13 protein-coding genes and 3 pseudogenes are annotated in these 20,422 nt (G+C 58.6%); 5 read left to right on the top strand and 11 right to left on the bottom strand.

Going from position 1 to position 20,422, the window contains the following annotated elements; translation table 11 throughout:
- Positions 1–248: 248 nt before the first annotated feature.
- The 5 genes and pseudogenes from IB250_RS15500 to IB250_RS15480 all read right to left on the bottom strand — a co-directional run bounded on the left by IB250_RS15500 (position 249) and on the right by IB250_RS15480 (position 5,018).
- Positions 249–1,343, bottom strand: a complete 1,095-nt coding sequence (locus tag IB250_RS15500; protein ID WP_412548343.1) for an alginate O-acetyltransferase AlgX-related protein — start codon at positions 1,341–1,343, stop codon at positions 249–251.
- Positions 1,322–2,092, bottom strand: a complete 771-nt coding sequence (locus IB250_RS15495; RefSeq protein WP_225603517.1) for a tetratricopeptide repeat protein — start codon at positions 2,090–2,092, stop codon at positions 1,322–1,324. Before IB250_RS15495 ends, IB250_RS15500 begins: the two co-directional genes overlap by 22 nt.
- Positions 2,093–2,112: 20 nt before the next feature.
- Positions 2,113–2,379 (bottom strand): annotated as a pseudogene (locus IB250_RS15490) (phenol degradation protein meta); the annotation flags it as partial.
- Between the two features lie 1,330 nt (positions 2,380–3,709).
- A pseudogene (locus IB250_RS15485) lies at positions 3,710–3,988 on the bottom strand (chemotaxis protein); the annotation flags it as partial.
- A gap of 55 nt (positions 3,989–4,043) precedes the next feature.
- Entirely contained in the window at positions 4,044–5,018 is a 975-nt protein-coding gene (locus IB250_RS15480) for an aliphatic sulfonate ABC transporter substrate-binding protein (RefSeq protein ID WP_192344749.1), read from the bottom strand.
- Between the two features lie 225 nt (positions 5,019–5,243).
- Here IB250_RS15480 and IB250_RS15475 point away from each other — a divergent pair.
- Positions 5,244–5,442: pseudogene (locus IB250_RS15475) on the top strand (TOBE domain-containing protein).
- Between the two features lie 195 nt (positions 5,443–5,637).
- Here the strand turns inward: IB250_RS15475 and IB250_RS15470 are convergent.
- Positions 5,638–6,387: a GntR family transcriptional regulator gene (locus IB250_RS15470; protein WP_192344748.1), complete on the bottom strand. Its 750-nt coding sequence runs from the start codon at positions 6,385–6,387 to the stop codon at positions 5,638–5,640.
- A gap of 135 nt (positions 6,388–6,522) precedes the next feature.
- Here IB250_RS15470 and IB250_RS15465 point away from each other — a divergent pair, with 135 nt between their 5' ends.
- From IB250_RS15465 to IB250_RS15450, 4 genes are read left to right on the top strand one after another with little or no spacing between them, the layout of a single operon-like run.
- Positions 6,523–7,362: an ABC transporter ATP-binding protein gene (locus IB250_RS15465; protein WP_192344747.1), complete on the top strand. Its 840-nt coding sequence runs from the start codon at positions 6,523–6,525 to the stop codon at positions 7,360–7,362.
- On the top strand, positions 7,359–8,360 hold the full coding sequence (locus tag IB250_RS15460) for an ABC transporter substrate-binding protein (protein ID WP_192344746.1): 1,002 nt from the start codon (positions 7,359–7,361) through the stop codon (positions 8,358–8,360). Before IB250_RS15465 ends, IB250_RS15460 begins: the two co-directional genes overlap by 4 nt.
- 7 nt (positions 8,361–8,367) lie before the next feature.
- The gene (locus IB250_RS15455; RefSeq protein WP_192344745.1) at positions 8,368–9,117 is read left to right on the top strand and encodes an ABC transporter permease; all 750 of its coding nucleotides are present in this window, start codon (positions 8,368–8,370) and stop codon (positions 9,115–9,117) included.
- A gap of 53 nt (positions 9,118–9,170) precedes the next feature.
- Positions 9,171–11,540: a hypothetical protein gene (locus IB250_RS15450; protein WP_192344744.1), complete on the top strand. Its 2,370-nt coding sequence runs from the start codon at positions 9,171–9,173 to the stop codon at positions 11,538–11,540.
- A gap of 73 nt (positions 11,541–11,613) precedes the next feature.
- Here the strand turns inward: IB250_RS15450 and IB250_RS15445 are convergent, their stop codons facing one another.
- The 5 genes from IB250_RS15445 to IB250_RS15425 all read right to left on the bottom strand — a co-directional run bounded on the left by IB250_RS15445 (position 11,614) and on the right by IB250_RS15425 (position 20,029).
- Entirely contained in the window at positions 11,614–12,996 is a 1,383-nt protein-coding gene (locus IB250_RS15445; protein WP_192344743.1) for an LLM class flavin-dependent oxidoreductase, read from the bottom strand.
- 224 nt (positions 12,997–13,220) lie between these two features.
- Positions 13,221–15,707, bottom strand: coding sequence for a TonB-dependent receptor plug domain-containing protein (locus IB250_RS15440; protein WP_192344742.1), 2,487 nt, complete (start codon positions 15,705–15,707; stop codon positions 13,221–13,223).
- A gap of 36 nt (positions 15,708–15,743) precedes the next feature.
- Entirely contained in the window at positions 15,744–16,241 is a 498-nt protein-coding gene (locus tag IB250_RS15435) for a RidA family protein (protein ID WP_192344741.1), read from the bottom strand.
- Positions 16,242–16,265: 24 nt separating this feature from the next.
- Positions 16,266–17,840: a flavin monoamine oxidase family protein gene (locus IB250_RS15430; protein ID WP_192344740.1), complete on the bottom strand. Its 1,575-nt coding sequence runs from the start codon at positions 17,838–17,840 to the stop codon at positions 16,266–16,268.
- 56 nt (positions 17,841–17,896) lie between these two features.
- Positions 17,897–20,029, bottom strand: a complete 2,133-nt coding sequence (locus IB250_RS15425) for a TonB-dependent receptor (RefSeq protein ID WP_192344739.1) — start codon at positions 20,027–20,029, stop codon at positions 17,897–17,899.
- Positions 20,030–20,422: the final 393 nt, after the last annotated feature.

The raw sequence follows: 20,422 nt of genomic DNA, 5'->3' as shown, positions 1-20,422 counted from the left end.
TCCGCATTTGCTAGCGCAAGGGCCAGATCCATGCCTCGTTGCTTAGCGCTATATAGAGCTTCATGCACCAGTGAGATTGACGTTGTTCCTTTGTCCAGGATGTTCGTCATAAGTTCTCCGTGGATGTGTGACCGTTACTCACTGTATTGCTTGCGCAGTTATCTCGCCAGCGAGACGATTTTTTGGCCCGAACGATCATGCAGGCTGATGGCTTTGACCATTGCTCGTCACGTACCAGAAGGCGTCAGCTACTCGCTGGTGACTTTAAAATCAGAGGCAATGGGGTCGATGTAAGCCGACTGCAGGTCCCGCTCCGGGATCTCCCAAATGATTTGCTTGGGCGGCGTTTCTTTGTAGGCCGGGTTATTGAGGTAGCTGTTTGCCGAGCCAGAGAACGCTCCGCCGTCTTTGGCGAAGTTACCCACGGGGGCGCCCAGTGCCTGCTGCAGAAACCCTGCGAAGTTGGAGTTGCGCGAGAATGAGGTGCCGATGAGCGCGGTGTTGGGGAGATCGGCATCGCCAAAGAGGTCTGCCTCAGTATCAGGGCTGTCGGCTGACGCAACGGGACGTTCGTGGGTGTTGGTTTGGGCGACCATTTCGGGTGCGGGTTGCCATTTGAGCGGCAGCCAGTCGATGCCCGCCAGATGGACCAGATCGCCAGGTCGCACCGCGAGCGGGGCATGACTTTCGTTGAACGACCTGCGTGGCGTTGCGCTGATGCCCAGGCTCTTCAGGCGCTGGGTGATGGCGTCGGCCGCCGCCTTCGCGCCGGATTCGCTCCAGTGCGTATCGGTGCGCAACCAGGCACTGGCCCCCAGTGGTGTCAGCGCACCGGTGAGGTCCAGATTCGGCACGCCACCCACATCTAATTTCGAGGCCCAGGTCTGGATGCGCCCTTCGAGAACGGCTGGACGGTGCAGTGCGCAACGCTGCCCGGAAGCGATGCGGCTCTTGTCTGGAACGATGACCACCAGCAGGCTGATGTCACGTTGGGAGAGCTGCTGCTTCAGATCAATCACTGCCTGGACTTTGGCATCGGCATTGCGCTGCGCTTGATCATTGACCTTGAGCTCATCGGCCAAAAATAACCAGTCAGGACAACCCGAGCGAACCCTCGGCCCGGTGTCACCGAGGAGCAGCCAACTGGCACCGCGCTCCAGCTCGGCGAAGGTCGTGGGGAGTTGAGCGTTCGACAGTTCCTTGGCGATCCGATGCGTGATATCGCCGTCAAGAATCTGCGGGGGCAGCACTTTATCGGGTAGCGAGATTTGCCCTGAGACAATCAGACGGCCAGAGGACAGCAGCCCGACGAACAGGAATATCAGCAGCGCCACGCCTGCCAACCGACTGCTGCGTGTCGCCAGATCATCTGGCGGAGTGGGGGGGGGGCGGGGTGTGCTTTAGGTTCGTCATCAGAATTGGAAGTACAGGAAGGGTACGGTTTCGCGAGGGCGGCCAGTTGCGTCGCGCGCAAGGCTTGCAGGCGTGCGGACTGGCCGATCTTTGCCTGTCCGGTGGCGGGCAGGCTGTTGATCAGTTGCAGGGCTTCATCGTTCTTGCCGCTCTTGAGCAGCACATTGACCAGCCCTTCCTGTGCTTGAGGGTCGTCGCGGCGCTGGTTCAAAATCTGCCGATAGTTGCGCTGAGCGTCATCGAACTGGCCCGCGCTGGCCTGAATATCCGCCAGGGCGAGACGAGCATCTACCCCGTTTGGATTGAGCCGCAGCACCTGGTTGACCAAGACCTGTGCCTGGGCTGTCTGGCCTTTGGCCTGGGCGTCGCGGGCCTGCTGCAATGCTGACCAGTAGCGCACTTCGTTCAGCGCGACTTGCCAGCGGCTGCCGTCGTTTTGTCGTGTGGCCTGACTCAAGAGCTGTTCCGCTTCGGCCAGTCGGTGTTGCTGCTGGCGAATAACCCCAAGGCCACCCAGCGCGTCAGCATCGTCGGGCCGGCTTTTCAAGCGTGCTTGAAAAGCCTGTTCAGCGGTGGCCTGATCGCCTTCTTTGAGCGCCTTCAGGCCGCGCGCGACTTCGGCAGGCGGTTGCCATTCCTTGCTGGCCGTCGTTGCCACCTGTTGCTTGCCCTTGTTCATCTGCGCCCGGATTTCCACGTCATCAGCGTGATGATGTTGATCTTCGGGTTATCGAAGGCGCCATTATCCTTGCCTGCGTTGTCCTTGATGCTGCGTGCGGTGCTGAACTTCAGATAGGTCAGATGTGATAAGCCGGGCGGCCCCGCGAAACCGTCGTAAAAGCTGGTGCCGCCCAGGTTGATACCGCTTGGCTCATTCACCGAAGGTGGTGGACCATCAGCTGCATAGATGGCAAACGATGCGAAGCTGAGTGCCAGGCATGCTGGCAGAGATTTTGTCAGGCTCATCGGAGTGGCTCTATTCTTGGAATTGTGAGCGGGGTAGCTACCCTTGGCGCTTCGACTTTAATTCTTGGGTGTTTGTGATGCTTGAGCACAACGGCCAGAATTGACTGAGCGCGCCATGATGCTGGAGGGGCGACATGGTTCATCGCTCGGCTCCGTCTGAACGGCAGAGGGGGCGGTGATCATCCTTAGCCCGGACGACGCATCAGTCGTCGGCGAGCTGAAACTGGCTTTGGGTAGAGCCCAATGGCGTGGCTTGGAATGATTCCCTTTTTTGCTCTTGATACACCCTGAAAACAAGTCCAGAATCAAGTCCGTTCCTGCTTCAGGAATAACAGAAACCCCTTATATTTCAATGGGTAGGACGCCAGATGCGAGTCTCGTTTCCTTCTCCAAAAACGCAAAAACGCCGCTCACTGAGCGGCGTTTTTGTTTGCGTGTAGTTTGTTGGGCAGCGTCGAAGAGAGATCACAACCTCTGTTTTCGTTCCGGCGCTTCCTGCGGAAGCTGCCTCTATACCCGTTCTTGAGGCCCGTAGGTGTAGGCAAGAGACCATTCGAAAAATTAGCCGCTGGTCAAAAAGCAATACTTCATCCAGGGTGTGGGCTGAAGTGTGGGCTGGCAGGTTTTTCCAAAAGCCTGAAACGATAAAGCCCTGAATAATCAGGGCTTTATCGTATGAAGATGGCGGAGGCGATGTCATCTCTTATTGTGTCTCAAGTCCTCCAAATCATCCTGGCGTATCAAGATATCAATGAGCTTGGCGCCCAACAGGTTCCAGCTGCGACCCGTTTCTGTTTCATGGGGTGCTCTACTGCGTTCCAGTCGTACCATTGGAAAAGTCCGCTTACCGAAGGCCCCTTCCGCGTGGATGACCACACCCGAATTTTCCATGGCGATTACTCGGTGGAATCCGGTAGCAACGCTCATTACTGAGTCTGCCCGCAGACTGAGGGTACACATAGAGGTAGAAAAATTTTCGACCTAAAAATTTCCCTTTATTTTCAATAACAATAAGAAAGGTTCGATTCCGGCTTCGAGAGCTTAGCAGCGGGAATGGCTGACAACAAAAAGCCCGCAAATGGCGGGCTCTCTGTATGGGGTCAAATCCTTCTGTCCGTTCAATCTGCGCTCCGTTCTGTGAGCACTTCGTGAAAAGCATGTCGCTGGAACGAAAAAAACCGGCACTTGGCCGGACTCTCTGTCGATGGGGCCAAATCCTTTTGGCTGACCGTCATTGTGCTTGGTGGGTGTGACGAAGGCATGACAGGGCGGATACGAAAGCGCGGGCAAAGGCCCGCATAAGGCGGGCCTCTCCATGAGGATTGATCGGTTATCGGTTAAACCGTTCAACCAATGAGTACTGCGTCGACGCGGTCTTGGTCAGTTCCTTATTCAGATCTGCCGATTGGTGCGCCTGTTCCGAGGTTTGATCGGCCAAGTGGGCGATCGTGGTGATGTTTCGGCTGATTTCCTCGGCGACGGCAGTTTGCTCTTCAGTGGCCGCGGCAATCTGGGTGGTCATGTCGGTGATGTGGGAGACCGCTTCGCTGATGCCCACCAATGCCTAGTCTGCCTCAGGTACCCAGGTTACACCTTCTTGGGCCTGACGAAGACATCGCGAGATCGAACAGGGTGTGAGTGTCAGCTCGTAATCGAAGACTGCCTTACGGTTTCCAGATATCGACGTCTTTGGCATCTACCTCCTTGGGCAGTAAGCCTGCGGCAAAAAAAGCACCTGCGATTTTCTGCTGCTCACCCAACTGATCACCATTCACAGGCTGTACCTGGTAACTGCGATGGGTGTTGGCCGATTCGACTGTTGCCACATCGAGGTTGCCCCACAACGGGCTAAGTATTTGCGCCGCGTCACGTGGGTTGGTTTTTACCCAGTCACCTGTCTTGTGCAGTTGTTCGTAAACCAGCTTGAGGACTTCGGGATGCGCCTTGGCGTAACTCGTGCTGGTCAGGTAGTAGCGTTTGTAACTAGCCAGGCCTGTGCCGTCGGCCAGGGTGCGCGTCGGCAGTTGACGTTGCGCGCTGGTGAGGAAGGGTTCCCACGTGACCCAGGCGTCGACCTTGTTGTTCTCGAAGGCTGCTCGGCCATCGGCGGGCGACAGGTAGGCCGGTTGGATGTCCGAAAACGCCAGGTTTGCTTTTTTCAGCGCTGCGATCAGCAAATAGTGGGAGCCTGCCGCCTTGGTGACCGCGACTTTCTTGCCTTTCAAATCTGCCAGTTGCTTGAGGGGCGAGTCCTCGCGCACGATGATCGCCTGGGCGGAAGGCGAGGGCGCTTCTTGCGCAAAGTAGGTCAGTTTGGCCTGCGCGGCCTGAGCAAAAATCGGCACGGTGTCCGCCACGTCAGCGCTGATATCGACATTGCCGACATTCAGCGCCTCCAGCAGTGGCAGGCCACTTGAAAACTCATGCCAGCTCACATCGATATTCTTCTGCGCTAGGTTTTTTTCCAGCGTGCCTTGGGTCTTCAAGAGGGTAATCAGAGTCGATGACTTCTGGTAACCGATTCGCAGCGTTTCCCGGGCCTGAGCCGGGAGGGTGAATGACAAGGTCAGGGCAACCACCAGACCGGCCAGCACCGGACGACGGAACTTTGCTTCAGCATTTTTGGTGGACTGTGGCATGGCGCGCTCGGCTTTCAGCAAGAGAGAAGGGCTATCTGCCATGAAGAATATGGTTATAAAAAATATTTTATAAATATTTTTTGGGAATTAGCTTAGTGGCCTTCAAAATTTCATTGAGAAACAAATAAATAACTATTTATTCCTTTTGTTGTTGTGATGGGAGGTGCACCTTAAATGACCTGCACGTCAGTGCGAATAGCCCAATAACGGATAGGAAGCCACAACATGACTATCAAAGCGATCAACGTGAGGAACCAGTTCAAGGGCGTGATCAAGAAATACTGGAAGGCGAGGTGGTTTCCGAAATCGATGTGCAAACCGCCTCAGGGATCGTCACCTCGGTGATCGCGACCTTGAATTGAAGATTGGCAGCGAAGTGATTGCCTTCGTCAAATCCACCGAGGTCTCGATCGCCAAGCTCTGAACTGGCCGGACCTGCGGCTTCGACCTTCTTTTTCCCCCTGTTCAGTGGGGCAGCTATCGAGGCCGTGGATCGGGATCAAGCGTTGCCACCCGTCACGGCGTTCGAGGCACTGTTGATGATTTGACTGTGGGCGCAAAACATTACCGACATCTCCATAGTGGCTTGGCACCCGTAAATTTCTCCCGACCTACATGATCAATCTGCCTGTGCGGGTCTGGACTTGAAGACGCCACTGAGGACAAAGGCATAACGTTCCGGGCGGATGTAAAAGGTCGTACGGTCGCAGCAGCGGCCGTCGGCAAAATATGAGGTGCGCTCCATGACTAACAGTGCCGCGCCGCGTTTGACGTGCAGGGCACTGGCCAGGCTTTTATCGGCTTCTTGCGCACGGATTGCCAGGTCGGCGCGAGTGACCGCCATGCCGGTGATCGACTCGAGAATGGAATAGATCGGCTGATGTTCGACGTCAGTCCAGACCACGCTGGCCAATTCGGCAGGTAAATGGCTGCGTCCCAGCGCAATGGGTTCATCATCGACGAAGTGCAGTCGCTCCAGCAGCAGGCAATCGTCCGCTGCTTCAAACAAGCCACGCAAGGGCTCTGGAACGGGCTGCAACGTATGGCTGATGACCTGCATGCTCGGTTTGAGCCCTTGCAACAATAAGGCTTCATGAAAACTACGCAATGCATCCAGGCCATGGCGAACCTGTTTGGCCGCCACGAAGGTGCCTTTGCCTTGCTTGCGTTCCACCACTCCGTCGTCGCTGAGCTTGCCCACCGCCAGGCGAACCGTGACGCGGCTCACCGCAAAGCGTTGGCCCAGCTCCGCTTCTGACGGCAGCTTGCCGCTGGGCTCAAAGTCGCCGCGTTGAATCTCTTCCAGCAACTGATGGGCGATCTGTTCGTAGAGCGAGGTGGTGCTGTCGCGAAGAATGGACGTAGACACTGTCGGTTCCCATGGCCTTGGAGGAGGGCGGTGTGCCTTCACTTCTAAGGTTATAAAAATAGGTTATTGGGACTGCTTATATTAATACGTATTATGCCAGGTATTCCCATTGTAAACGACCTGACGACACTTGCCATGCTCGAAACCATTCCTTACTCACAGCCGCAAGCCGACGCGCTGACGGTCGATGACATCAGCTTCAGCTACCCCAACGGGCATCGGGTGTTTACCTCTTTCAGTCTGAACGCCAAGCCCGGTGAGTTCGTCGCGATTCTGGGACCCTCCGGCTGCGGGAAAACCACCATGCTGAATTTGTTGTCAGGCTTTCAGCAACCTCAGAGCGGTCAGATCAGTATCAATCAGACGGCGGTGCGTCCGGAGCGTTCGGAGTTGGGTTATGTGTTTCAGGCGCCGCAGTTGTTTCCCTGGTTGAGCGCCTTGGAAAACGTCCGTTTCGGTCTGCGGATGACGGCTCAGACCAGCGAGTCGCAGCAGCGTGCGCAAGCCTTGCAGTACCTGCGTCTGGTCGGTCTGGAGAATGCGGCGCATCGGTTGCCGCATCAGCTCTCTGGCGGAATGCAGCAGCGCGTCTCCCTGGCCAGAACCCTGGCACTCGAGCCCAGTGTGTTGCTGATGGACGAACCATTTGCCGCGCTGGATGCCATCAGCCGCAACAGCATGAACGAAGAGACCTTGCGCATCTGGGCCGAACTGGGCCAGACGGTGCTGTTCATTACCCACGATATCGACGAAGCGGTGTTTCTGGCGGATCGGGTCATCGTGCTCAACATCGCCCCAGGCGGTATCCATAGCGAACTGAATATTCATCTGCCGCGCCCTCGCTCCAACCTGAAAACCCGCCGCTTGCCGGCCTTTCTCGATTACCGCAATGAGCTGATGGAGCGCATATCCCAAGTCATGGAAGTGTCTGCAGCCACCGCTTATCCAACCCGCCAACCTGAGTTGACAGCATGATCAAACGTACGCTGCTTGCCCTTTCATTGTCTGTTGCCGCAGTGGCAAGCAGCATATTCGCCGTGGCAGGTGAAGAGAAACCCTTGCGTGTGGGTTATGTCTTCGCCATGGCCAATGCGCCGGCGTTGATCGCCGAAAAACAGGGGTACTACCGCGAGGAAGGCTTGAATGTCGATCTCAAGGCGCTGGGCGATGGCCCGGTGATCCAGCAGGCACTGGCCGCCGGTGAACTGGATGTGGCCTATGTCGGTACGCCGCCGGTGTACCAATGGTTTTCCCGGGGGCTGCAAAGCCGGATTCTAGCCAAGGTCAATTACGGTCAGGCGGCAGTGATCGTCGACGCCAAGAGTCCGATTACCACCCTGGATGAGCTCAAGGGAAAAAAGCTGGCCGGGGTCAAGAAGGGCAGTGGCATGGATGTGCTGTTGCGCGGCTATGTCCTGAAAGAAAAGGCCGGGCTCAATCCTGACAAGGACCTGAACATCATCGATATGCCGCCCGGCAATATGAACGCGGCACTGGAACGCGGCATCGTTGACGCGGCGTTTTCCTGGGAGCCCTTTGTCAGTCAGTCATTGCTGCGCGGATCGAGCCGGGTCCTGCTCGACGTCAATCAGGCGCTGCCGAATTACCCGTGGTACGTGGTGATCGCCTTACCCAAAACCTTGCAGGAGCGACCGGACGATGTGGTGAAGCTGCTGCGCGCTCATCGCAAGGCCATCGCTTTCCTCAACGAACATCCTGCCGAGTCGAATCGAATTATCGCAGAGGCGTTCAAACTCGAGCCGGTGCAAGGCGTTGACGGCAAGACCATTGTTCCAGAAACCATCGTCGCCCAAGCACGGACGCGACTGGGCTGGTCCGCGGATTTGCACGCTTCGGACATTCAATTAATCCAGCGCCTGATGAATTACTCCCACGACCTGGGCTTTATCGATACCACGCTCAAGACCGACCAGATCGTGGATACCTCCTACCTGGAAAAAGCCTCGCGCTGAGTTCGCCATGTCCTTGCCAAAAGCCAATTGGGGATGGGCCTCACTGCCATTCCTGCTGTTGATCTGGATCGCCCTGGCCAGCCGCTTTCCCACTTACATCTTGCCGCAACCCTGGGACGTCGCCCGCGAGGCTGTGCGCTGGCTGGGCGACAGTTCGCTGTGGCAGCACCTCAGGGTCAGTGTCCTCGAAGAGGTCGGTGGTTTCTGTGCGGCGGTGATCGTCGCGATTCTGCTGGGTACGGCCGGAGGGCTGTCCTCGCGGTTTCGCGATTTCATCTCGCCGCTCAACAGCCTGTTCATGGCCATTCCGCCAATCGCCTGGGCGCCGCTGATCATGATCATTTTCGGCCTGGGTTATGTCTCCATCGTATTGGTGATTTTCATTGCCGCGATGTTCCCCATGGCGGTGACCATTCAGGAGGGCGTGCAGAGTATCCGCGGCGGTGAGGTCCGTGCGGCACGCACTCTGGGGGCCAATTCCTGGCAATTGCTGGCCCACGTTTATCTACCCGCCTCATTGCCCTTCGTGACAGCAGCTTTGCGCATCGGCTTCAGCCAGGGCTGGCGGGCATTGGTCGCGGCGGAAATGATCGGCGCGTCCCAAGGCATTGGCTGGATGGTGTCGACGGGCGGGCAGATCGGCAACAGCAGTCAGGTGCTGCTGGGCATTGTCCTGATCGGACTGATTGCCTGGCTGATGGAGAGTTTTGTATTCAGGCGCATCGAGCGTCACTACCAGAAATGGCGCGTGCAATAAGCATTGTTTTCGAACCCTTCAAATCTTTAGTGGACCACTGCACGAGGTGTCATGTGAGTAACGTTTTCGATCCCCGCGAAGCCGGGCATTACATTGCCCCGCAAGGCCTCTACGAACGCAACAAGAAACGCCCGTTCCTGGGCAGCATCAGCTGTGATCGTGACACGCTGATTGCTGGGCAATGGGATGAAATCACCCTGGTCTACGAGGTCGGTGGCAGCGGCTTGGCGGACGGCGCCTGGCTGAAACTGGCCTTCAAGTTCTACTCTGACTGGGCATTGTTCCAGACCTCGAATCCGGCCGGCCCCAACTATGTCAGCGCCGAGTATCAAGCCGGTGAGCGGGTTCCTGGACAGAGCCAGGCCACGGTGCAGCACTTGAAAGTGCGCTTCGACCAGAAGGGCCATGAACGGCCGTTTCAGAAAGCGATCATCATCGACATCATCGACGGTTACCTGAACCCGGGGGACAAGATCACCATTCGCCTGGGCGATCGTCGTCAGGGCGGCGCGGGTACGCGGGTGCAGAGTTTTGTCGAGAAAGACTTCCGTTTTCGTCTGTTCATCGACCCATTGGGCAGCTCGAAGTTTGCCGAGGTGCCTGGCGATCCGCTGCTGAACATCGTGCCGGGACCAGCGCAAAGTGTGCAGTTGATTGTCCCTCGGCTGGTCAGTGCGGGTGAGGCGTTCGACGTTTTGCTCAGGGTGGATGATGCCTGGGGTAACACCTGCCGCAACTTGCCGCTCCAGGGCGTGCTGACCCTCGTTGACCCTGAAGGGGGCGAACGACAACAACCGTTCACCCTGGCAACTGAAGGTTGGGCAACTGCCCGGCTTGAAGGTTTTGATCTGGGTGCGGTGGGCGAGTGGCGTTTGTCGGCCGTGGTGACGGCACCTTTTGTGCGCGCGGCCCAGGCGTTTGTGACGGTCGATCCTGCCGGCACGGCATTGCGTCCGTTGTACGCCGATCTGCATGTGCACTCCGATGACACCGTGGGCACCAACGACACCTTGTACAACCTCAGCTACGGTCGCGATGTCGCCGGTCTCGACGTACTCGGCTACACCGCCAACGACTTCAGTATTACCGAGCAACGCTGGGATCAGGCGGTCCAGCTGATACACGAGCTCAACGAGCCGGGTCGATTTGTTTGTTATCCCGGCACCGAATGGTGCGGCAATTCTTGCGCAGGCGGCGACCGTAATGTGGTGTTCCTGCATGACCGCAAACCTGAGTTTCCCTTCGATAATCAAGGGCGGTTGGTGCGTTCCTTCGAATGGAACGAGTTCACCGCCGGCACCATCAAGCCGGGCGCCTGGCCGGTGGACGAGTTGTACGCGGCTTATGCCAAGGATCCTGAAGGCCACCTGATGATGCCTCACGTCGGTGGTCGCCGTTGCAACCTCGACTGGCATCACCCGGAGTTGGAGCGCCTGATTGAAGTTGGTTCGGCCTGGGGGCAATTCCATTGGGTCTACGCCGAAGCGCTTCAGCGTGGTTATCGGGTCGGTGCTGCTGCCAACAGCGATGAGCATCAGGGCCGTTGTGGCGGTGGTGTTCCGGCCACGGCGGTGTTCGGCTCCCGTGGCGGGCTGACCGGTGTCGTCGCCGACGGCTTCGACCGAGCCAGTGTCGGCAAGGCACTTCGTGCCCGTCGCACCTTTGCCACCACTGGCGAGCGTTCGTTTGCCAGCCTGCGCCAGGGCCAGCACTTTATGGGTGAAGTGTTCACGGCCGATTCGAATGCCACGCTGGACTATCGACTGCTGGGCGAGGCGGGTTGGGAGCAGGTCGATCTGTTCGATGGCGACAAGCTGATCTGGTCGCGCAATCTGCATCAGGAGCTGGGGTTTTCCGCCCAACGTATTCGGCTGCGGCTGGGGGGCGCACGAATCAAGGATCGCTATCGCGGTGCCTACTGGACCGGAGAGATTCGGGTGACGGGCGCGGTCATCAGTGGCTTTCGCGCCCTGGGACTCGATCACCCCGAGCAAACCGTATGGCGCAAGGATGCAACGGTACTGGCCTTTCGCACCGACACCAACGGCGACACCGACAGTATTGAAATCGACCTGTCGCAGCTAGCCGGCGCGACGTTGCAGATCCACAGCCGCATCGACAACTACATCAAGGTCGGCGATCCGTCTGAACCGCAACCTTACGTACACGCGCCGACTGTGCTGATGGAGTTGTCCGGTGAGGAGTTACTGGCGCAATCACAAGTGATCGAAGAGCTGCCAGGAGCGGAACTGAAAGTGTCCCTTGAAAGAACAACCTCTGCGCCGCTGCCCCGAGAGCTGCAAGGGAAGATCGAGCTGGCGCAGTTGAATCTGCAGCCGGGCCGTGAACATCCATTGTTCATCTGCGCCCGGCAGCGCGATCAATCCCGAGTCTGGACCTCGGCGCTGTTTCTTACGTTGTAAACGCTGATGCCCCGCGACGTTTTCCTCGAACGTTCGGCGACTGCTTGATAACGCTTGAGCAGTCGCCTTCGGGCTAAAGCGCCTTGCCGAAGCGGAATGAAGCGCCATAAGCCGAGTCGGGTAAATGGCTGCTGCCATCTGCCCTTAACCTGGACCTGAAGGTACCGTTTTGCGGCTGGGTCCTGTAGAGGCCGCGCTTCTGTAATTCGGGAATGATCAACTCCACGAAATCTTCAAGCGTGCCAGGGCTGATCAACGGATTGATCATGTAGCCGCTGGTGCCGGAAATGCGTGCGTGTTCTTCGATCCGGTCGGCTACCTGTTGTGGGGTACCCACCAGGATCAGGTCGCTGCCGCGGGTGACTTTGGCAAAACGTTGCTTCACATCCCCGGCGGTCAACGGCTTACCACTGCCATCGGGGCGCATGACATAGGACGTCAGCCCTTCGGTGTGGGTCGACAATGCATCGCTGTCGGCATAGCGACTGACATCGATGCCCGTGTCGCCCGCATAACTGACCAGTTGCGCTTGAAGATGGTAGTTGCTTTGCAATGCGTCATATTTGCGCTGGGCTTCAATTTCGGTTTTGGCGGTGACGATGCGCAATACGGTCAGGGACTTCACATCCTCACGCTGGCGACCGAGAGCCTGGGCCTTGGCCCATATGTCCTCCAGGCCCTGACGGATTTCCTGAGGGTTGGATTTGGCAATGAAGATCAGTTCGGCATGCTTGGCGGCGAACTCGCGACCGCGACCCGACCAGCCGGCCTGGATCAGTAGCGGTGTGCGCTGCGGTGACGGTGAGGTGAGGTGCGGCCCGGCGACTCGATAGTGCTCGCCGACGTGGTTAATCGGCCGTACCCGATCACCCCGGGCATACAGTTGATGAGCTTTGTCCGCGACCACTGCATCGTCGGCCCAACTGCCTTCCCACAGCTTGTACACCACATCGAGAAATTCTTCGGCGCGTTCGTAGCGGTCATCGTGTTTGATCATCTGTTCAAGGCCGAAGTTACGCGCGGCGCTGGACAGATAAGAGGTCACGATGTTCCAGCCCACCCGGCCATTGGTGAGGTGGTCCAGGGTGCTGAAACGCCGAGCGTGGGAGAAGGGGTGTTCATAGCTGGTGGTAACCGTGACGCCGAACGCAAGGTTTTCGGTGACCGCGGCCAAGGCGGGAATGATCATCAACGGATCATTGGCCGGAGCTTCCACAGCCCATTTCATCGCGGCATCGGCATTGCCACCAAAGACGTCGTAGAAACCCAGCACGTCGCCGAAGAACAGCATGTCGAGGTTGGCCTGGTCGGCAATGCGCGCCAGGTTCGACCAGTAGCCCAACGAGTTGATTGCCAGGCGCTCGTCAGCCGGATGCGTCCAGAGGCTCGGCGCACCTCCACAGCCCACACTGGCTTGTTCGTAGAGTGCAAACAACAGAGGTTTTGGATCGGACATCATGGCTCCTGAACAAATTTGAAGGGGCGTTTCTGTATCAGCTTCAGCTCATAGATTGAAACGCACTATAAAAACAAAATGTAATTATTTAATGGAATAAGAGCCTTGTATCAGGCTATATGGAACCTAAGCCTCAGGCGCCATCCTTACCGGGCTCGGCATCGCTCAGAATGAATGTTCGAAATACCTGCGATCTTTTGTTCTTGCTCTACGCGCCAGAGGAGTCAGAACGCGTATTGCACGCGGGTGTAGTAGTAACCGCCGGTGAAGCCGAAGGGTGAAAAACTGCCCCAGTTATCGCCGAACGAAGAGTTGCTTACGCCGATATGGTCCGGGTACTTGTCGAACAGGTTCTGCGCGCCGACGGCGACGGTCAGTTGTTTGTTGAGCGCATAGGCCACGTCCAGGTCGGTGATCCATTTGGCCGAATACTCGCGATCCAGGCTTGGATCGCTCGAGCTGTTGACCTCGGTGTAGGTGCCATAACGGGTCAGCCGCAGATTGACGTCGAAGTCGCTGATCGCCCAGTCGGCGGAGAAGATCATCTTGCTGCTGGGGGAGGTTTTGGTAATCAGTGCTCGCGATTGGCGTCCGAGCAGCTGGAAGTCGCCCAGGGCGGTCAGTTGTGACGGTGTGTCGTTGACGCTGAGGATTTTCGTGTGGTTGTAGTTCAGTGCCGCAGTCCATCTCACCGAGCCGAACTGGTTCAGGTTCTGCCGGTAATTGCCGACCACATCGACCCCGGACGTCCGGGTGTTGGCGCCGTTGGTGAAGTACTGCGCGCCAGCGGTGGCCGGCACACCAATGCTGTCGAGCAGGGCGGCGACGCCCGGGCCCTGGAAACGTTCGCTGAGCACCAGACGGTCGCACAGGTTGATGACGTAGCCGTCCACGGTCAGGCTCAGGTCTTCACTGGGAGTCAGGGCGAAACCGAGACTGAAGTTGGTCGAGCGTTCGGGTTTCAACGACTCGGCCCCAAGGGCCTGGGCGCCGGCCGAATCCACCGGCAGAATCACGTAGTTGTAAGACTGGTAGACGCCATTGATGGTGTCGAACCCGGTCGAGCGCGCGGTGAAAATCTGATTGGCCAGCGACGGCGCGCGAAAGCCATTACTGATGGTACCGCGCACCGAAAACACCGGGTTGAATTCGTAGCGAGTGCTGAGTTTGCCGCTGCGGGTGCCACCGACGCCTTCGTTGTAATGCTCGTACCGTGCGGCGACGCCGAGGTACCACTGCTCGACGGGGTAGAAACCCAGGTCGATGTAGCTGGCGACGCTGTTGCGGCTGACTTTCTGTGCGTCTTCAGGAGTAATGCCGTTGGTGACCTGGGCACCCGGATCGGGACGCTGCCCGGCGCGCGGATGGCCGGCGGGGAACACGTAACCGCCATCGATATACGAGGCTTCGGAGCCGGCGCGGGTCTCGTAGCTTTCACGTCGGTGCTCGAAACCGAAGGCGACATCCAGCGGCTTGGCAAGGCCGATTTCGTAGCTGTTTTTAAGATCCAGATTACTGGTCAGTTGGTCCGCGATGTAAATGCCGGAGGTGAACTTGTTCGGGGTGTTTTCGCCCAGCGACGGGTTCTGGTTGTTGTAGGTGCGTTGCTTGGCGTAGTTACGCCCGTAGGTGCTGCTCAGGTCCCAGGCCCAGCCGCCGAAGTCCTCGCCCTTGGCGCCGAAGGCGGACTGGAAGTCGGTTTCGTTGATCAGCCAGTAAGGACTGTAACCGTCGGGATAGCCATTGGGACCGGTGGTGATGGTGTTGCGCCCGTTGGGCAGGCGGAAGTTCTGGCCGTCGTTGTTCTCCCGGGTGGCCAAGGTCGAGAACGAGTAGAGCGTGACGGCATCGTTCAACGGCAGGTCGAGGTTGTAGGCAACATCGGCCAGTTGGCTGCGGGGCAGTCCGTAACCCTTGTAAGTGTGGTGGCTGGCATCGGCCTCGCGCGGGTCGGGCGAGCCGTCGGCCTGCGGATAGTAATGCGTGCTATAGCCGTTGCTGCCGGCCTTGTTGTCGCGTTCCTGATAGCGGGTGTCGAGCGAGACATTGAGCACACCGGCTTCGCCGATCTGAAAACCATAATTGAGCGCCTCCTGCGCGGTCCCGCGTTTGCCGTCATAGCCCTGGCCGAGGGTGGTGTCGGAGCTGCCACCGGTGGTTTGCTTGAGGATGATGTTGATCACCCCGGAAATGGCATCCGAGCCGTACTGTGCCGCCGCGCCATCGCGCAGCACCTCGATGTGATCGATGGACGCCACCGGGATCAGGTCGAGGTCGCTGGGTGCCGCGCCGCTGTTGATGCCGTTGATGTTCAACGTGGCGCTGGTATGCCGGCGCTTGCCGTTGACCAGCACCAACACATGGGACGCCGTCAGCCCCCGCAGGGTGGCCGAGCGAACCACGCCGCTGGCATCCCAACCGGCGCGATCGGGCAGGTTGAAGGACGGGATGAACTTGCTCAGCGCCTCCAACAGGCTCGGTTTTCCCACCGAACGCAATTGTTCGCCGGTCACCACATCGATCGGCGTCGGGCTGGTGGTGACGGTGCGTTGGACGGTGCCACGGTTACCCGTGACGACTACCGTGTCGAGAGTCGGTGAGTTGCTTTCGGCGGCCTCGATATTGAACGAGGCCAAGCCACAGGCAATCGACAGGGGCAGCAATAACGGGTGGTAGGCAGGCGCGGCAAGGCGCGTTTGGCAGGTGAGCATGAGAGTGAAGCTCCTGAATGTCGGCTAAGGTCCGTGTCACTTCTTGCGAGCGGCGACGGCTTCGATTTCGACTAACCCGCCCGGTAGCGGCAGGGCGACTACCTGCACGGCGGTGCGTGCCGGTTTTTTCGGTTGCGCGGCGCTGCCGAAGAACGGCGTATAGCCTTCCTGCAACCCGGCGAAATCGAGCTTGCCGCCCTTGGCCGGATCGCCCACCAGAAACACCCGAAGCTGCACCACGTCACCCAAGTCCAGGCCTTGGCTTTGCAGCACGCCTTTGAGCTTGTTGAGAATCGAGGTGGTCTGCGTCGCGGTGTCGCCATAGGCAGCGAAGGAATCCTTCGGTGCTTTCGGGTCGTGCAGGTCGGCGAGCAGGCCGCTGACAAACAGCAGGTCGGTCTGGGCCGGCACCGACACCGCCAGCGAAATCGGGAAACTGGAATTGGGCAGGGCGATGCGTTTGATCTCGTCGGCGTGGCTGCTGAGGGCGGTAGCGGTCATGAGGAGTCCTGTGAGCAAAGTCATGGTTTTCATCGGTCAGTCCTTTATTGAAAAAAGTCAGGCGGCAACGCCCGGTTGCTGGCGTTCGGCATGGCGGCCGATCAGGGAAACGATGCGTCGCGCCGAGTCGGCGGCGCTGTTCTGCCAAATGCCGACGCCGCCATGGGCGAGGGCGTCGCTGGCCAGATACGTGCGGCCCTGAGGCTCGTTGAGGATTTGGTAAGCGCTCTCGCCGACCTCGTCGTTGACGATCCATGGGCCTTTGCTGAAGGGCACCTTGGCCCAGTTGATCGCTACCGGTTTTTGCAACTTGGTGCTGTGGCCGGGGTGCAGCAGTTCGACGGCTTGCCGCGAGGAGGCGAACTGTTCGGCGAGGGATTTCTTGCTGAAGGCCTGAGCTGATTCGCTGGTGTTGTAGGCCGCGACCAGAATCCCTTGGGCGCTGTTCAACCGGTCGCTGGGGTACCACAAACCTTTGACTTCATGGTCCAGGTACGACAATCCGCCGTAGATGTTGAAGTCGGTTTCCCAGAAACGCGGTGACTGCCAAGCGACTTTGTTGGCCTGATCGCTTTGTGCGCTGAGAATCGCTTGCTTGAACGGCTGGCTGAAGTTACTCGGCAGCTTGGCCAGCAACGGTAGGGGGACCGTGACGATGGCGTAATCGGCGCTTAGCGTCTGGGTGGTGCCGGTCTTGCGGTCCCGGTAGGTGATGCGGCTGCCGTTTTCGGAGGTCTGAATGTCGCTGACCTCGGCGTTGAAACGCACCGCATCCTTGAGCTTGTCGTAGAACGCGTAGGGAATTCGGTCCATACCGCCAACCGGTTGGAACATGGTCGAGGAAAACTCCGGGATCTCATCGAACACCAACGCGCCCCAGAGCTTGGGATTGAGCAGGGTCTGTAGCTCCAGCGGCGCACGGGTGATGCCGGTTTGATCGCCGGCGCCGGGGATACGGGTGTACCCCGAGCGCACCGAACCCTTGTATTTGAAGTCGGCGTTGAGATCGCCATAGACCTTGAGGAAATTGAGCAGCGCCTTGCGATCATCGACGCTCAAGTCCTGATCCAGGGCTTTGCGGCTGACGGTACGCGCCAGCAATTCAGACAGTTGGCCGCGGGTGTCGTTGACCGCCTGGCGTAACTGGAATGCCGGTTTGGTCGGGTCAGGCAAGGCCAGCGCATTGCGGCTGCTGTTGACCAGCACTTGCAGCTCGACACCCAGTTCGCGGCAGTAGCCGAGGATCGTCTGGTGATGGCTGGGAATACGCGCGGGACCGGCGTTGAAAAACTGCCCGTCATCGAAGTCGACGGTCTGGCTGATGCCATCGTCGAAATCGACCTTGGTGCCGCGCCGCAGAGTCCAGTTGCGTCCACCCACTCGCTCGCGCGCTTCGAGAATGGTCACGGTGAAGCCAGCCTTGCGCAGCTCGTAGGCGCTGACCAGGCCGGATATACCGGCACCGACCACCACCACGTGCTTGCCTTTGCCACTGCTGCCCAGTTGCAGCGGATTGAATGTTGCCGCCACGGCCTGAGGCGTGAGCCCCAATGCACCGAGGGCGCTGACAGCGGCGGAATAGCCACCGACGGCGGCAATACGGGAAATCAGTTCTCTACGGGTAACAGCCATCGTGGTGCTCCTTGCGTTCAAGCGGTAAGGAATCCGGTGTAGGGGCGCGTTAGGGATCAGAGGTCGTAGCGCACGGACAACAAGAGGGTTCGCGGGTCGTTGATGGAGTAGAAGCGGGCGCCGCTGGAGGGCACGTAGCCGACCGATTGCGGATAGGCGCGATCGAGCAGGTTTTTTACGGCCAGCGTGGTGGTCCAGTGACCGTCGCCGGAGAGGTAGCGGGTATTGGCGTTCCAGAAGGTCTGCTGGGGAATTTCCTGGACGTCGTCGTTGAGCGCGTTGGCGTAGGACTTGGTCTGGAACTGCGCATCGGTGCCCGCCAGCCAGGTGCCGGGCAATCCGGCCGGGATGGTGTAGTTGAGGCCGACGCTGGCGTTCCAGCGCGGCGAGAACACCAACTGTTTGCCGTTGGCATCGACACCGGCACCGCTGGCATTTTCGAAGTCGTCGTACTGGCTTTCCAGGTAGCCGACGTTGGCGGTCAGTTGCAGGTCGCGGGTCAGCGCGGTCAGGGTTTCCAGCTCGACACCGTAGGTGTGCGCCTGGCCGACGTTGGTCCGCAGGCTGACACCCAGCGCCGGGTCGTAGGCGTTGGTCTGCAAATCCTTGTAGTCGTTGTAGAACAGCGCGAGGTTGGCTCGCAGGCGCTGGTCGAAGAAGTCACCCTTGAAGCCGGTTTCCCAGGTCGTCACGTCCTCGGGCGAAAACGCCTGTTCGGCGGCGGCCTGGGTCGGCGCGCGGTTGTCGTAGCCGCCGGCCTTGAAGCCTTTGGCGACGTAGGCGTACTGGTTGAGGTGCGGTGTCCAGGCGTATTCGAAGCCGAGTTTCGGGCTGGTGGATTGCCAGGATTTGCTTGAATCGGCGCTGAAATTGGTACCGGTGATCTGCCGGTCGGTGTTGACCACGTAGTTGGTGTAGTCGAAGTTCTTGTGTTCGCGGGTGAACCGTAGTCCGGCGATCAGCGACAGTTGTTGCGTGACTTTGTAACTGCCCTGGCCATACAACGCATAACTTTCGGTATTGGTTGTGCTGTATTGCCCCTGGCCGATCACCCGGTTGCGCGCAATCGAGTAGGTCAGGCTGTCGCGCTCGGCGTCGAATTTTTCCCGGTACAGGTATAGGCCAGTGCTGAAACTGAAATCGTCGTAGTCGCCGTTGAGCTGGAACTCCTGGGTGGCATAGTCCTGCTTGTAGGTGATCAGGCTGTTCTGAATGAGGGCGGCCTGCCCGGAGTTGTCATAGTCCACTGGCTGGTTGAAGGCGGAATAGGCGGTCACCGATTTGAAACTCAGATGATCGTCGAGGGTGTAGATTGCCCGCAGCACCGAGCTGCCCTGGTCGAGGCGGTTCTTCGGATTGAGGCTGCTGTAGCTCTTGAATTTATCGAAGTGGCCGTCGGCATCAAACGGTGTATAGCTGGTGGTGTCGCCACGGTCGAAGGTGCCGGCCAGGGTCAGTTGCACATCCCACGGCGAATCGATCGGGTTGAAGCGCAACTTGCCGCGGTAGGACTGGATGTCGACGTTGTTCACATCCTCGCCGCGGGTCGGGTTGGAGACGGTGCCGTCACGGGTCAGGCGAATCGCCGAAAAACTACCGAACAGCGCGTTGTCCACCAGCGGGCCACTGATCAGCAATCGGCCGTTCTGCGCGTTGTAATTGCCGGCGCCGAGCTCGAAGAAACCCCGGGTTTCCTGGGTCGGGTCGCGGGTGATCACGCGGATCGCGCCGGCGCTGCTGTTGCGTCCATACAGCGTGCCTTGCGGGCCGCGCAACACTTCGACGCGTTCGACGTCGTTGAAGTCGAGCATCGAGGAAATCGCCCGCGGGATGTACAGGTCATCGGCGTACACCGCGACGGCGGCTTCCTGGATCGGGTCAGTTTCGCCGATGCCACGAATCCCGTAGGTCTGGGCGCTGTAGGAGATCGACTGGCGGCTGAGGGTCAGGTTCGGCACTTGCCCGGAGAGGTCGCGGATGCTTTTGATCTGCTTGTCTTCCAGGGCTTTTTCGTCGAATGCGGAAATCGCCAGCGGGGTTTTTTGCAGGTCTTCGCTGTGGTGTTCGGCGGTGACTGTGACAACGGGGAGGGCACCATCCATGGTGTTTTCTTCGGCGTGGGCCGACAACCCGAACATCGCCAGCGACACGGCCAGCGTCAAACGGTTTGCAGTGAAGGTGTTATGCATGGTGAACCCCAAGTGTGTAAGCGCAGCGTTGGCGTCGTTATGTTTTTTTGGGCAAAGCGTTGCCGGGGCCATGTTTCGAAAGCCATGGCGGCGGGGGGCTTGAGCCGGTTTCGGATTTGGGTGTGGCAGTTGACCGTGGAATGGTGTCGGCCGGAAAAACGTGCAGTTCCGTGGGCCTCCACCTGGTCAGGGGTCGGTGATGGTTGTAACAGTATTTGTATAATAAGGCGCTGTAAAAGTCCGATTAGTTATAAGTTAATTATAAAAAATGAACATTAAAAATCTTCTATAAATGCGTAAAGCTGATGTTGTTTTCTTCCGGATGCGCAGAACCAATGTGGGAGCGGGCTTGCTCGCGAAGGCGGTGGATCAGGCAACATTGATGTCGCCTGA

The organism is Pseudomonas sp. PDM09 (genome assembly GCF_014852305.1).
Lineage (GTDB): Bacteria > Pseudomonadota > Gammaproteobacteria > Pseudomonadales > Pseudomonadaceae > Aquipseudomonas.
The sequence above is the reverse complement of the archived record's forward strand: the minus strand, read 5'-3'. Positions and strand labels throughout refer to the sequence as shown.